This window comes from Streptomyces sp. NPDC087215, assembly GCF_044744885.1.
GTDB lineage: Bacteria > Actinomycetota > Actinomycetes > Streptomycetales > Streptomycetaceae > Streptomyces.
In genome coordinates, this window is sequence record NZ_JBIUZD010000002.1 from 457,782 (window position 1) to 471,514 (window position 13,733).

Annotated in this window: 14 protein-coding genes; 4 read left to right on the forward strand and 10 right to left on the reverse strand. The window is 71.9% G+C overall.

Features of this window, described 5'->3' with window-relative positions:
• Nucleotides 1–24: 24 nt before the first annotated feature.
• The 3 genes from ACIO92_RS06665 to ACIO92_RS06675 all read right to left on the reverse strand — a co-directional run bounded on the left by ACIO92_RS06665 (nt 25) and on the right by ACIO92_RS06675 (nt 2,961).
• Nucleotides 25–1,035 (reverse strand): LLM class F420-dependent oxidoreductase, encoded by a 1,011-nt coding sequence (locus tag ACIO92_RS06665; RefSeq protein WP_402279680.1) that lies wholly within the window; start codon nt 1,033–1,035, stop codon nt 25–27.
• A gap of 113 nt (nt 1,036–1,148) precedes the next feature.
• Complete coding sequence (locus ACIO92_RS06670; RefSeq protein WP_402055469.1) at nt 1,149–1,976, reverse strand: hypothetical protein; 828 nt, start codon at nt 1,974–1,976, stop codon at nt 1,149–1,151.
• A 97-nt stretch (nt 1,977–2,073) separates the two neighbouring features.
• Entirely contained in the window at nt 2,074–2,961 is an 888-nt protein-coding gene (locus ACIO92_RS06675) for an N-acetylmuramoyl-L-alanine amidase (RefSeq protein WP_366440362.1), read from the reverse strand.
• Nucleotides 2,962–3,792: 831 nt separating this feature from the next.
• Between ACIO92_RS06675 and ACIO92_RS06680 the strand changes: the two genes are divergently transcribed.
• Complete coding sequence (locus ACIO92_RS06680; protein WP_402055472.1) at nt 3,793–5,382, forward strand: hypothetical protein; 1,590 nt, start codon at nt 3,793–3,795, stop codon at nt 5,380–5,382.
• A 48-nt stretch (nt 5,383–5,430) separates the two neighbouring features.
• On the opposite strand, the gene ACIO92_RS06685 is transcribed toward ACIO92_RS06680, so the two are convergent.
• Entirely contained in the window at nt 5,431–6,060 is a 630-nt protein-coding gene (locus tag ACIO92_RS06685; RefSeq protein WP_402055475.1) for a class I SAM-dependent methyltransferase, read from the reverse strand.
• Between the two features lie 46 nt (nt 6,061–6,106).
• Nucleotides 6,107–6,514, reverse strand: coding sequence for an ATP-binding protein (locus tag ACIO92_RS06690; protein WP_366440359.1), 408 nt, complete (start codon nt 6,512–6,514; stop codon nt 6,107–6,109).
• Between the two features lie 84 nt (nt 6,515–6,598).
• On the opposite strand from ACIO92_RS06690, the gene ACIO92_RS06695 reads away from it, so the two are divergent.
• From ACIO92_RS06695 to ACIO92_RS06705, 3 genes are read left to right on the forward strand one after another with little or no spacing between them, the layout of a single operon-like run.
• Nucleotides 6,599–7,438, forward strand: a complete 840-nt coding sequence (locus tag ACIO92_RS06695; protein ID WP_402055481.1) for a Scr1 family TA system antitoxin-like transcriptional regulator — start codon at nt 6,599–6,601, stop codon at nt 7,436–7,438.
• Nucleotides 7,407–7,679 carry a DUF397 domain-containing protein gene (locus ACIO92_RS06700; RefSeq protein ID WP_402279675.1) on the forward strand — a complete coding sequence of 91 codons (273 nt, stop codon included), beginning with the start codon at nt 7,407–7,409 and terminating at the stop codon, nt 7,677–7,679. The genes ACIO92_RS06695 and ACIO92_RS06700 overlap by 32 nt, the downstream gene beginning before the upstream one ends.
• A 4-nt stretch (nt 7,680–7,683) precedes the next feature.
• Nucleotides 7,684–8,124 (forward strand): hypothetical protein, encoded by a 441-nt coding sequence (locus ACIO92_RS06705; protein WP_402279672.1) that lies wholly within the window; start codon nt 7,684–7,686, stop codon nt 8,122–8,124.
• Here ACIO92_RS06705 and ACIO92_RS06710 read toward each other — a convergent pair.
• The 5 genes from ACIO92_RS06710 to ACIO92_RS06730 all read right to left on the reverse strand — a co-directional run bounded on the left by ACIO92_RS06710 (nt 8,100) and on the right by ACIO92_RS06730 (nt 13,694).
• On the reverse strand, nt 8,100–10,355 hold the full coding sequence (locus ACIO92_RS06710; protein ID WP_402279669.1) for an FG-GAP repeat domain-containing protein: 2,256 nt from the start codon (nt 10,353–10,355) through the stop codon (nt 8,100–8,102). The two genes, ACIO92_RS06705 and ACIO92_RS06710, sit on opposite strands and share 25 nt — an antisense overlap.
• Before the next feature lie 602 nt (nt 10,356–10,957).
• Nucleotides 10,958–11,593 (reverse strand): DUF6518 family protein, encoded by a 636-nt coding sequence (locus ACIO92_RS06715; RefSeq protein ID WP_366440354.1) that lies wholly within the window; start codon nt 11,591–11,593, stop codon nt 10,958–10,960.
• A gap of 118 nt (nt 11,594–11,711) precedes the next feature.
• On the reverse strand, nt 11,712–12,104 hold the full coding sequence (locus tag ACIO92_RS06720; protein ID WP_402279666.1) for a lactococcin 972 family bacteriocin: 393 nt from the start codon (nt 12,102–12,104) through the stop codon (nt 11,712–11,714).
• Nucleotides 12,105–12,426: 322 nt separating this feature from the next.
• Nucleotides 12,427–13,542, reverse strand: coding sequence for a methyltransferase domain-containing protein (locus tag ACIO92_RS06725; RefSeq protein ID WP_402279663.1), 1,116 nt, complete (start codon nt 13,540–13,542; stop codon nt 12,427–12,429).
• Between the two features lie 5 nt (nt 13,543–13,547).
• Complete coding sequence (locus tag ACIO92_RS06730) at nt 13,548–13,694, reverse strand: hypothetical protein (RefSeq protein ID WP_402279660.1); 147 nt, start codon at nt 13,692–13,694, stop codon at nt 13,548–13,550.
• Between the last annotated feature and the right edge of the window lie 39 nt (nt 13,695–13,733).

A 13,733-nucleotide genomic window follows, 5' to 3' on the forward strand; every position in this document is an offset into this window, starting at 1 on the left:
CCGCCGCACCCGGTCCGGAGGACCCTACGCGTTGAGTTCGGCGAGGAGCCGGAGCGTGGCCGGGTCCGGGGAGGTGACGAGGAGGTCGGTCACCGGGCCCCGCCGCCAGGATTCCAGCCGGGCGGCGATCCGCTTCCGGGGGCCGGTCAGCGAGATCTCGTCCGCGAAGGCGTCGGGCACGGCGAGGACGGCTTCCTCGCGCCGCCCGGCGGCGAACAGTTCCTGGACGCGCCGGGCCTCCTTCTCGTATCCCATCCGCCCCATCAGGTCGGCGTGGAAGTTGCGGGTCGCGTGGCCCATGCCGCCGATGTAGAAGCCGAGCATGGCCTTGACCGGGAGCAGTCCGGCCGCCACGTCCTCGCAGAGGTGGGCCCGGACCATGGGGGCGACGAGGAAGCCCTCGGGGAGCCGCTCGGGGAGCGCGTACACCTCGGCCCAGCGGTCGGGGGTCCAGTAGAGCGGCAGCCAGCCGTCGGCGACGGCGAGCGTCTGCGCGATGTTCCTGGGTCCTTCGGCGCCGAGGAGGACCGGCAGGTCGGCCCGGAGCGGGTGGGTGATCGGCTTGAGGGGCTTGCCGAGCCCGGTGCCGTCGGGGCCGGTGTACGGGTGGGAGTGGTGGCGCCCGTCGAGCCGTACGGGGCCCTCGCGGCGGAGCACCTGCCGGACGACGTCCACGTACTCGCGGGTGGCGGTGAGCGGGGAGCGCGGGAAGGGGCGCCCGTACCAGCCCTCGACGACCTGCGGTCCGGAGAGGCCGAGGCCGAGCAGGACGCGCCCGCCCGAGAGGTGGTCGAGGGTGAGGGCGTGCATGGCGGTGGTGGTGGGGGAGCGGGCGGCCATCTGGGCGACGGCGGTGCCGAGCCGGATGCGGCTGGTGTGGGCGGCGATCCAGGTCAGGGCGGTGAAGGCGTCGGAGCCCCAGGCTTCGGCGGTCCACACGGAGTCGTAGCCGAGCTGTTCGGCCTCGCGGGCGAGGTCGAGGTGGGCGGGGGAGGGGCCGCGGCCCCAGTAGCCGAGGGCGAGTCCGAGCCGCATGTCCCGCATCCTTTCTGACGTACCGTCAGGTATGGCGGGACTGTACGCCAACGGCCCCCCGCCCGGAAGGGATTCCGGTGCGGAGGGCCGTGGAGGGACCGGCGGGGGCGGGGTCAGCCGCGCTGGATGCCCGTGGTGTCCTGGAGGACTCCCCGGCGTCCGTCCTGCGTCTGCGCGACCAGGGCCGCACCGCGCTGCTCGACCGCCAGGTACCAGGTGCCGGGGGCCAGCTCCGCGATCTGCGCGGACGAACCGTCCTCCGCGTACAGCGGGCGGGCCACCGGGACGGCGAACCAGAACGGCGAGAAGTCCGGCGAGGGCTGCGCCGCCGGGGCCTGCGGCTCCGGCTGGTGCGCCTGCGGGGCGCCGCCCTGCGCGCCGAACGGCTGCCCGGCACCCTGCGGGGGCTGGCCGTACTGTGCGCCCGGGTAGCCGTAGCCACCGCCCGGGATGCCCTGCTGGCCGGGCTGCCCCGGCTGCGTCCCGTACGGCTGCGGGGTCTGCGGCGCGGGCGCGCCCAGGAGCGGCGCCTTGAGCGCGGGGACCAGCGGACCGGCGACGGCGGCGGCGGCCAGGACGAGGGCGGCGATCACGCCGAGGATCAGACCGGCGCCCGCGTTCACGGCCTCGAAGATCCACATGAGCAGGGTCCACGCGCAGGCGATGGTGAACGCGGCGCCGACCTGTCCCGGCTCCAGGCCCGCGATCTTGCGCTGCTGCGGCAGGCCGTGGGAGAGGACGACGAGCGCGGCGCCCACGATGCCGAGCAGGAAGGTGCCCCAGCCGAGCTGTGAGAGCTCCCACGAGTTGGGGTTGTAGGCCCGGTCGCACACGGCTGCGGAGGCGTCACAGCCGGAGATGCCGAGGAACGAGGCGATGAACAGCACCACCGCCGCGCCGATCAGCACGCCATCGCCTCGGGTGAGGGAGCGGATATTCACGTAAGAGTCCTTCGTCGGGTCGTCGTCGCGTCGGAGTGGCGCTCGAGGTCGCGGCACGGGGAGCCATCGTACGGAGCGAATCTATCGCTCGTCCGTCCTACCCCTTGAGGTAGGTGGAGATGCCGTCCGAGATGCCCTGTGCCGCCTTCTGCCGCCACGCGGCCGAGGCGAGCAGCCGCGCGTCCTCGGGATCACGCATATTGCCGCATTCGACGAAGACTTTGGGGACGGTCGACAGATTGAGCCCGCCGAGATCGCTCCGGACGTCCAACCCGGTACCGGAACCGAGGTAGTTGGCGGGTGAGGTGCCGGTCGCGCGGCGGAAGCGGTCGGCGATCCGCTCGCCGAGCGCGCGGGACGGCCCGACGATCGCCGTGGTGTCGGCGGAGCCGCCGCGCACCCGGGCGGGCAGGATCACGTGGTAGCCGCGGTGGCCGACGGCCGAGCCGTCCGCGTGGACGGAGACGACGGCGTCGGCGCGGGCCGCGTTCCCGATCCGGGCGCGTTCGTCGATGCAGGGGCCCCAGGGGCGGTCGGCGTCGTGGGTGAGGACGACCTTCGCCCCGCGCGCGGTGAGCAGGTCGCGCAGCCGGTGGGAGACGTCGAGGGTGAAGGACGCCTCGGTGTATCCGGCGTTCGTGGAGGTCCCGGTGGTGTCGCACTCCTTGCGGGTCGTCCCGATGTCCACCTTCTGGTTGATCTCGCGGGAGTGGCGGAAGTTCCCGGAGTTGTGGCCGGGGTCGATGACGACGGTCTTCCCGGAGAGCGGGAGACGTCCCCGGGAGGTCGGCGGGGCCGAACCGGGGGGCCGGCCGTCGGCGACGGGCGGCCGGGGCGCGGCGGCGCTCTCCTGCCGGGTCGCCGGGGACGTTCCGCTCGACGGCGCGGCCTGGGAGGCGGCGCCGCATCCGGCGAGCACGGCGCAGCAGCCGGTGACGGCGAGCGCGAGGGCGGGGCGGCGGGTCTTCCGGTGGTCGTACGGCACCCGGCGACTCTAGCCCCGCCGTCCGCCGGGCGCGGGGAACGCGCCTGGAGCGCCGGGCGGCGCCCGGGGCCTCGGACGGCGGCCGGACGCCCCGCCTCGACGGCGTCGTCCCACGACTCGGGCGGCGGCCCGAGGATCTTGCGCGCCGACCCGGCCCGACCCGGCCGGACGGCGCCGCTCTCCGCGCGCACGGGGGCGACGCGTCGCTTTCCGCGCGGGGCCGCTCCGGGGCGGCCCCCGTCGCTCCCGGGCGGGCCGCTTACCCTCCGGACGGCGCCCGCGTGTCCGACTGGCCGGATCAACTCCATTACTCTCAAGGCAAGTTGTCACCGGACCTAGGTGCGGGACGTCCTATAGGTCCCGTACGGCGGTGAATGCGGCGGCACTCAGGTCGCAGCTTTGTCACCGGCTTCCCGGATCGGTGGACGCGTGTCCTGGGACCGTGAAGGGTAGATGTCGAGAGGCGACGGTGGGGTGCCACCGCGCATGGACCCACGAGGGGGAACCACGGTGGGCGAAGACCCGAACGACGCACGTCCCGAGCCGTCCGACAGACCGCCGGGCGGCGCCGGATTAGAGCAGAACCCCACGGGGGCGCCGGGCGCCGGGGCCCCCGGCACTCCCGTGTCCGCGCACCACCCGCCGGGGGGCCCGCCGCCCGGTGGAGCCTCCGGGCAGCCTCCCGCTCCCTGGGAAGCCCCGGCCCCGCCCGCCGCGTCGGCCCCACCGGCCCCGCCCGCCGCCTCCGCGTCCGGCTTCGGCCCCCCGGGGACGCCTCCCGGGCAGGGACACACCGCCGGGCACGCGGCCGGGCAGCCGCCCGTCCTCGCCATGGCCGCAGCGGGCGGAGGAACCCCTCCTCCGCCGCCCGCACCGCCCGGCTACGGCCCGCCCCCCGGCTACGGCCCGCCGCCCGCCGCCCCGCGCGGCCCGGCGAACCCGGCGCAGGCCGTCGCCGTCGGTCTCCTCAACCTCTCCTGCCTGGGCCTCGGTTACGTCCTCCTGCGCAACTGGCTGGGCGCCGCCCTCTGCTGGATCGCCACCGCCGCCCTCCTGGTGGCCGCGCTCCCCGCCGACGTCGACGGCGTCCCGGTCGGGCTCCTCGTCGGATACGGCGTCCTGCTGCTCGCCTTCGCCGCCGACGGCGCCCGGCGCGGGGCGTACGCGACCCTCAGCGTCAGCGACGGGCTGCGCCGTCTCGCCCTCCCGCTCGCCCTGGTGCTGCTCGTGGTGCCCGCCGGCGGCTCCCTGGCGTACGGGGCGGCCCGCGACGAGGCGAAGGAGCAGGCCCTGCTCGACCACCTCGCCGCCGTCGACTGGAAGGTGAAGTCCGCCGACGGCCTCACCTTCGACCGTGCCGAGCCGATCTACCGCACGGCGCTCACCGGCTACCAGGATCTGGCGCTGCGCCACGCGGCCTCCCGGGCGGGAAAGCTCGTCCCCGCGCGCCTGGACGCGTACTTCGAGAAGATCTCCGCTCCGTACGCCAAGAAGTCGTACTGCGAGGCGGTCAAGCCGCTCACGTTCCTGCGCGGGCTGCCCGACGCCTTCGACAAGGACCTCCTCGGCACCCGGCCCGCGAAGACCGACGAGCCGCTGGCGGATTCGCTGTACGAGTGCGGGATCGGCGCGCTCGGCGTCCGGGAGGCGGAGCCGTCCGCCGGTGAGAGCCTGAACGCCCTGTACGAGACCTTCCCGAAGTCCGCGCAGGCGACGAAGGTCGGACCGGCCGTCAAGGCGGCGGTCAAGGCCAAGGAGTCCGCGCTGGGCGCCGCCGCCTGTGCCACCGTGGAGGAACTGCGCGTGCTCCGCGCCTCCCTCGTCCTCATGAAGGACCCGGCCGTCGAGCCCGACGCGGACAACGCCACCGCCGCCGTCCAGCGCGGCGACTTCGCCTGCGGCACCACGCAGTTCAGGAACAAGGACTTCGACGACGCCGTCAAGACGATGACGCAGTACGCGAAGGACTACGCGGGCACCCCGGAGGCCGCCCACGCCCGCTCGATCGCCATCGCCGCCGAGATCGCCGAGGAGGAGCCCGAGGCGGGCAAGAAGCTGCCGCCCGCCGACGCGCCCGGCGGCGGGCGGATGGTGATGGTCATCAGCAACGACGGCCCCGGCTCCGTCGAGGTGCTCTACACCGGCCCGATCAGCGGCCGGGTCACCATCAACGCGTGCGGGACCTGCACCAAGTACTACGACGGGATCTTCATCCCGCGCGGCGGCAAGGTGAAGGCGTGCTCGGGCCCGTCCTCGAAGTACCCGAAGGCGACCCTGCTGCTCCCCGCGGGCAACTACCAGTTCCTCCAGAAGCGTGCCCCCTCGGGCACGTCCTCGACCGGCGACACGAAGTCGAGCAAGACGAAGATCGAGCCGGGGTACAGCTACACCAACTGCCTGTACGTGACGTCCACGTTCTGACCGTGTCCACGTTCTGGGCACGCCCATCCGTGGCGGTGCCGCGCCGGGTCACACCCGGCGCAGCACCCGCAGGGATTCGGTGACGGAGACCTCGTCGAAGTCACCGGACTCCAGCGCCCGCAGATAGATCCGGTACGGCGCCTGACCGCCGTCCGCCGGGTCCGGGAAGACGTCGTGGATGACGAGCAGGCCCCCGGGGGCGACCTTGGGGGCCCAGCCCTCGTAGTCGTTCCCGGCGTGCTCGTCGGTGTGCCCGCCGTCGACGAACACCAGGCCCAGCTCCCCGGCCCACACCTTCGCGACCTGCGGCGACCGCCCGACCACCGCGATCACATGCTCCTCAAGACCCGCCTTGCGCAGGGTCCGCCGGAACGTCGGCAGCGTGTCCATCAGCCCCACCTCGGGGTCCACCACCGTCTCGTCGTGGTACTCCCACCCCGGCTGCTGCTCCTCGCTGCCCCGGTGGTGGTCCACCGTGACCGCGACCGTGCCCGCCCGCCGCGCCGCGTCCGCCAGCAGGACCGTGGACCGCCCGCAGTACGTGCCGACCTCCAGGAGCGGCAGCCCGAGCTTCGCCGCCTCGCAGGCCGCCGCGTACAGCGCCAGCCCCTCTCCCACGGGCATGAAGCCCTTCGCACCCTCGAAGGCGGCAAGGATCTCGGGCTCGGGCACGGACATACGGGTCTCCTACCGGCGGGTACGGGTTACGGGCGCCCATCGTGCCCTACGCGTCGCACTCGAACCACACCGTCTTCCCGTCCGCCCGCTCCTCCGTCCCCCAGCGGTCCGTCACCGCCGCCACCAGGAACAGCCCCCGCCCGCCCTCGTCCAGCGGCCCGGCCACCTTCGCCGGTACGGCCCCGGGCACGTCGTCGGCCACCTCGACGCGGAGCCCGTACGGCTCGCGCAGGATCAGGATCGCGCACCGCCGGTCCGGTACGTGCCGGACGACGTTCGCCACCAGTTCCGTCAGGGCCAGTGCGGCGGAGTCGTACACCTGGCCGATCTCCCAACGCGTGAGGAACAAGCGCAGGATGCGACGCATGTGACGGGCCGAGTGCTCACCGACCGTGAACCTCATCCGGTAGCTCGTGCCAAGCTCCGCAGGGTAGAGGTCTGTTGCGTGATTCATGCCACCAGAGTGGAGGCGTTTCATTACGCTCGGCTACGGAAAGAACGCAACGCCTCACCGCGTCAGCTTGGGGGTGACCTCGGCATGGTCAACATCCGCAGCCTCGATCCCAGCGCCTCGCCGCTGGACTTCTACGGGTCGGAACTCCGCCGACTGAGAGAGGAAGCAGGTCTCAGCCAGCAGCAGCTCGGGGACGTCGTGTACTGCACGGGTTCCCTGATCGGACAGATCGAGACGGCCAAGAAGGTCCCGACGAGACGCTTCTCGGAGCAGCTCGACGCGGCACTGATGACGGGCGGCCTCTTCACCCGCATGATCGGCCTGGTCCTCAAGAGCCAGTTACCGACGTGGTTCCAGCCGTACGCGGACATGGAGGCACGGGCCACGTACATCTCCACGTACCAGTCGCAGCTGGTCTACGGGCTGCTCCAGACGGTGGAGTACGCCGGTGCGGTGCTGAGCGTAGAGAACCCGGCGCGGCTTGAGGAAATGGTCGCGGCTCGAATGGAGCGCCAGCGCGTCCTGGAGCGGGAGCATCCGCCTGTGCTATGTGTCGTGCTCGATGAGGCGGTGCTGTACCGCCAGATCGGCGGCCCCGAGGTCATGAGGCGGCAACTGGAGCACTTGTTGACCTTCAGGGACCACCCGTGGGTGCAGGTGCAGATTCTTCCATTTGAGGCGGGCCAACACTCAGCAATGATGGGCTCGTTCACCGTGCTGCGCTTCGAGGATGACCCAGACCTCTTTTACGCGCCGGTCTATGGTGGCGGGCACATGACTGCCGATCCACAAGTGATCAGGGAGCGCTCCGTCAGCTACGCTCGATTGCAGGCTACGGCCCTCTCGCGGGAGGACTCGGCCGCACTGATCGAACGGGTGATGGAGGAGCGGTATGGGCACCAGCCAGGACCTGAGGTGGCGTAAGTCTTCGTACAGCGGCTCCGACGGCGGCGAGTGCATCGAGTGCGCCCCGCTCGGCGCCGCCGCATGGCAGAAGTCGACCTACAGCGGTTCCGACGGCGGCGACTGCGTGGAGGTCGCCGACCTCACCGCGCACATCGCGGTGCGGGACTCCAAGAATCCGGAAGGCCCGGCCTTCCTGGCTTCACCGGTGGCGTTCACGGCGTTCGTGAGTGCCGCCGCAGAGGGGCGCGTCGGTCGCTGAGACCGTGGCGACCCTCGTAGGGACCGTGATCCTCGCACTCGCCCTCCCGGCGTGGGCGGGGATCACTTTCGTGGGGCTGCTCCGGTCCCGCAGGGAGGGCGGGGGACTGCCAGGGCCACCCCGCCGTCGCTGGTCGCCCGCGCGGAAGTGCGCGTGGCTGGGGGTGTCGGCGTTCGTGGCGGGCGGGGCGCTGCACCTGTACGGCATGTCGTACCTGCCGTTCCTCTTCCCGGAGGACGCGTGCTGGTTCGGGGCGGGAGTGAAGGCGTATCCGGACTCCAGTGGGACGCTCCCGGTGAGCCTGGTGTGCCGGGGCAGGGAGATCGTCCCGTGGTGGGTGAACCCGGGACTGCTGGCGCTCGCGGTGACGGGCACGACGGCGGCCGTCGCGTCCGTCACCCTGGCGGTACGGGCCCGAGGTCAGAAGACGGTGCCAGGTACGTAGTCGTAGGAGGAGGAGTAGACCTTGCCCCGGGGCTGGAAGGGGACCTTCCAGTTGCCGGTGCCCCGGTAGAGGAAGGGCTTTTTGCCCTCGGAGGTGACGCCCACGAGGTCGGGTCGGCCGTCGTGGTCGGCGTCGCCGAAGCCCAGGATGTCGGCGTAGACGTTCCAGCCGCGGCCGATCAGGGCCCGCTGGGCGAAGGTGCCGTCACCCTTGCCCAGGTAGAGCCAGAGGACCCCGGCCTTGTCGCGGGCGACGAGGTCACCGGCGGGGCCGCCGCCGACGTTCCCGACGGAGGTGATCTCGTTGTAGATGTTCCAGCCGTGACCGGTCCTGACGCGGGGGGCGAAGGGTGCGGAGACGTTGCCCGTGCCCCGGTACGTCCAGAGGACGCCGGACCTGTCGGTGGCGACCAGGTCGGGGCGTCCGTCGCCGGTCAGGTCGCTGCCCCCGGTGAGCTGCGCGTAGACCTGCCAGCCGCCGCCGACCCTCACGCGGGGCGCGAAGGCGGTCCCGGTGCCCGGGTGCAGCCAGAGGACGCCGGACCGGTCCCGGGTGACGACGTCGCCGCGCCGGTCGCCCGTGACGTCGCCGGGGGCCAGGAGCTCGTCGTACACGCCCCAGCCCTCGGCGATCGGATCCCCGACGACCCGGGGCCACGAGCCCAGGGGGATGCTCGTGTGGAGGCGGTACAGCTCGCCGAAGTCCGACCGCGCCAGGAGGTCCGGGGCGCCGTCGTCGTCGAAGTCGTGCGGCTCGGGGTCGCGGACGACAGTGAAGGCACCGGTCTTCTCCACGGCGGGACCGATGCCGTCGTGGGGCTGCGCGGTGATGCGCCAGGTGTACGCGCCGTTGGGTGCGGGGACGCCGTCGCTGTAGTTGCCCGGCCGGTTCCAGAACTTGGCGTACACGCCGTCCCAGGGGAAGCCGACGACGGCCCCCTCGAAGTGGCCCACTTCGGCCTTCCACGTCTTCTGCGACGCGGTGTGCACCAGCTCGACGCGCGTGCGCGTCGTGTACTTGCTGAACTTCCATCTCAGCATGATCGGTTCGGTCGGGCGGCTGAGGTCGATCGTGTCGGGGACGTCGTGGCCCTTCAGCTCCAGCGCGGTGGGCTGGCCGGTGGAGGCGACGAGGGCCACGGTCGGCCGGGCGCCGTCGGCGCCGGGGGAGATCCGGTAGAGGCCCTCGCCGTGTTCGAGCGTCCCGCCCCGGACCACCTGGGTACCGCCGGGCGCGATGGCCGCGTTCACCGTGTGCTCCAGGAGCTTGACCGTCTCGCCGGTGGCCAGGGACCGCGCGTACAGCGCGTACTCGGGGCGTGCGGACCAGGTCGTCACGGGCCTGGACTGCCGATGGGTCCACCAGTCGCCGATGAGGTCGGGGACGACGGGCTCCTTGGTCCCCATGTCGTGGCGCACGGTCGCGCCGGAGCCCCGCCGGGTCAGGGCGATCTTCGTCGTGACGCCCTCGCGCTTCTCGGACCAGGCGATGTGGGTCGCCGACAGGGCGGGGTGCCCGGCGCCCTCGGCGGTCTCGTACTCCTCGACGACCTTGTGGGCCGCCAGGTCCACGACGGCCGCGCGGTACCGCTTGACCCCGTCGACGGTGGTCGAGAACAGGACCAGGGCGGTGCCGGGCGAGTCCACCTTGACCTGGATCAGGAAGGCGTCGTCGGGCAGACCCGTGACCGTGTGGTCGAACGGGACGCCCTCCCGCTCGCCGACGACGTGGAGGACCGTGCCGCCGGTCGGGCCGGGCTCCTGGACGAGGAGGCCGGTCGTGGTGAATCCGACGACGGTACGGCCGCTGCCGGGTGGGACGCCGACGATCTCCACCGGGTCGGCGCCGGTCCCCATGTCGTACAGCTTGTGGACACCGCTGCCGTCGTTGTTCGCCACGATGTCCGTGCGTCCGGCGCTCCGGTACGACTTCTCGGGCAGCACCGTCGTGGCGCCGTCCGCGAACCGGGTCCACCGCCAGGTGAGTTGCGGGCCCGACTGGGAGCTCAGGAAGCCGGTCGGGCCGACACCGACGACCGTGCCGTCGACGGGGAAGGGGACGTTCTGCGGGGGCACGGGGGAGGCCGCCCGCACGGCCGCGTGCGCGGACGCTTGTACGGAGGCGGCCGGGACCCCGGTGGCGGGACCGGCCGTGAGGGTCCCGGCCGTCACCGCGAGCGCGGCGGTGGCGGCGAGAGCGAGCCGACGACGGGAGACGCGGACACGGATCAAAACGGTGGAACCTCCCGGACGGCGGGCGTGACGGGACCCGCCACACCCCCAAGACACCCGGACCCGCCGAAGGGTTGTACGCCATCGGCCCACGAATTCAGCCGAGTTGACGCCTGGCGGCGGGCGCGGCGCGAGAGTCGTCCATGCCCAGCCGATCTCCGTACCCGGCCGCCGCGCTCGATCATGGAGTTCGAGGCCGCCGGATCGGAGCGTGTGAGCCGGTCACCCGTCAGGAGGGCTTCGTCAGCGGGGTCGCGGTACTCGCCCCACCGCTCCCACGGCGTCAGCCGCATCTAGCCGGGGCGCGACAAGAAGGCTCAGCTCGCCCAGGACGGCGGCGACCGGCTCCAGATGCCCGCTGTCGTCGCCGAAGCGCGCCCACGCCGACGGCCGGAACAGGGACGCGAGTGCGGAGCTGGTGCCGTTCTCCACCTCGGATCGGGACCGGGCGGCTCCTGGAAAAGGCTGAAGTGTTGTGTCGCCGGACGCTCTCCAGGATCTCGCGCAGCCAGGGGGCGCGGACGGCCGGGAGTCGTACCGGGGCGTGCTCGAACGCCCCCGCGTCGGACCGGAACAGACGGTACGCGACTGGCGGCGCCGGTTCATCGTGTCCCGGCGGACTGCCGCGACCGCCATGTCCTGATCGATGTATGTGCGACCAAAGCGATGAGGGAGGCCACCGCGACTCCACGGACGACACCCCAGGTCGCGCCCATCACAGGTGCTTCGAGTGGGGCCTCGACGCGGATTCGTACTGTCATCTCCACGAAGGCTGTCACCGGGATCAGTGATCTGAAGGGAAGCCCGCGCACTCCCTTTTCCCTGGCAAGGTTGCCCGCGAACCCCAGGAGGGGGCCAAAAAGGAAGGCCGCTGATCCCCAGGCGACCAATGATCCGTAATCGAACGGATCTGATATCACCCTGCCCGAGGGGTCTCCCAGGGCGGATACGTCGATTCCGCCGTATGTCGCCTTTGTGGAATAGTAGGCTGCCACTGCTGTCAGCAGCGACATCGTGGCGAGAGCCATGGATTCGGTGCGCGAACGCCGGGCGAAGCCAAAGGAGAATGCGAGTGCCGCCCAGGGCCAGCCGCCGGAGAGAATGATGTGCGCCGAATTCCCGATGGAGTTGCTGGTGTGGGCCAGGAGCGGAGGGGTGATCCCCAGGGCCACACCACACAGCAAGGCGATCAGGGACGCCAGGACGATGGATGACCTCGTGGGCGACTTGACGTTCATTTTGCGTGATCCCGTACAGGTAGTGACATGCAGCCGCGGATTCCGTGTGGAGAGCGCTGCTTGCTGTGCGGGAGGAACCAGTGTCGCCCCCTCGCGGCAAGCAGCCGAAGTGGTGCCGTCAGAGGTTGGACCAGAACGCAGAGCAGTTGTAGATGTGGCCAGCTATTTTCGAGGCGTTGCTCGTCTGGTTGGCCTCTACGACATGGACGACGTAGTCGCCCGCGAAGACGATTGACGACTGGTGCTTCTTCGTGAAGTGATAGTAATTCGAGTAGCAGCGCTTGTATCCGTCGCTGGTCATATAGGTTCCGTAGGACCATGTGCCACCGCCGACCTCGACAATGGTCTGCGTGCTCATCGTTGACGACGGATCGACCTCGATGGTGACCATGCCCCACTCTCTTGCCTGCCCTGTCGGCCCGCCTGAGGCGCTGGCGGGCGAAGCTAACGCTCCAGCAGTAAGACTGACGGCGGCAGCGCCGACCGCGACTATTCTTCCCGTGATCTTCATTCTGTGCACCCCTGGTCTCGATCTGAAAACTTCTTGAGAGGATCTTGTGGCGTGTGGTCATCCGATGTGAAGAGATTCTCTCGGTATGGCTGAAAGTCGGGTGGTCGAGCCTGAAGCGTGCGCAGGGCTTTTCCGGGTGTGAACGGCTTCGGGGTGCGGAAACGTGGTCGCTGAGCCCATTTCGACCTGGTCCCGGTGCTGGGTATCGGCGGGCCTGGGAGGGGCTCCGGCCGCCTCTCCCCGACCCGTTCGGCCGCCTGGTGCCGACATCACCGCCCTTGCCGCAGCCGGACACGGCCCGCCCCCGCCCGCGGCCAGGGGGTCATCGAGCGTAAGGCCCCTTCTCCGGGTCGTGGAGCCAGACCGTCTGTGTGGTCGGGGTGACCGTCATGCCGAAGTCCCAGAGTTCCGGGGAGCCCTGGGCGGTCCAGTGGTCCCAGCCGGTCAGGACGTCCGCCCAGACGTCCCCCGGCCCGCCGCCCGTCACCCGGAGGAGTCCGTCCGTCCCCGGCCGGGCGACCGCCCAGGAGGAGACGCCGTCGTGCACGGCGACCGTGGAGCCGTCCGCGAAGACCCGGAGGGCGGGATGGCTCACCCGCAGGGCGAAGAGCAGGTGCCCGTCCGCGAGCGGCGCCGGATCGCGCCGTACCGTGCTCTCCCGAGTGACCGGGGCGGACGCCCGTACCGCGTCCAGCGAGAGCCCTTGGCCGACGCCCCGGGCGGGCATGAAGGTCGCCAGGCCCTGGACCCAGCCCTCGGCCCTGCGCCCGTCGTCCGCGACGGTCAGCGCCACATGGCCGAGCCGCCCCCAGGGGGTGACGATCCGCCCGCCGGGCCGGGTCTGCGCCACCCACGCCCAGGGGACCCGCTCGACGGCGTACGTGGCGATCACCCGGTCGTAGGGAGCGCGGTCGGGGGCACCGGAGGCCGCGTCCCCCGTCCGTACGTCGGCGTCGAGCCCCGCCGCCTTCAGCCGGGCCCCGGCGGCGGAGGCCAGACCGGGGTCGATCTCGACGCTGACCACCCGTCCGGGCCCGGCCCGCAGCGCGAGGAGCCCGGCGTTCCAGCCCGCCCCCGTACCCAACTCCAGTACGCGTTGGTCTTTTTCCAGGACGAGCGAGTCGAGCATGTCGGCGACGACCGTGACGCAGGAGACGCTGGAGGACGGCAGCCCGTCCGCGCCGATCTGCGTGACCGTGCCGTCGAACGGGCTGTCCGGATGGACCGCCCGCGCCCACCCGTCCGGGTCGGTGCCACGGTCGACGGGCACGTAGGCGGAGTCCCCGTCCCACACGAACAGCCGGTCCGGGCAGAAGGCGTCGCGCGGCAGCCCGGTGACGGCGTCACGGACCCAGGCGGCGTCGGGCTCCTGCGGCCACAGCTTCCGCTCGTCCATCACGGCCGCGCCCGCCGCGCGCCGCTCCTCCAGCGTCCCCACGGCGGCTACCGGCGCCGCTTGCCGCTCGGCGGCGGTGACGCCGGGACCTTCCCGTCGGAGTTCCCCGGGGGCGGTGTGCCCTGGGGAAGCGGGGGATCGGGCTTCCGGCGCTCGCCGCTGCCGTCCCCGCCGGGCGTACCCTTGTCCGCCATGCTCGACCTCCTTGATGGCTCCGTCGAGCCGGGTGTGCC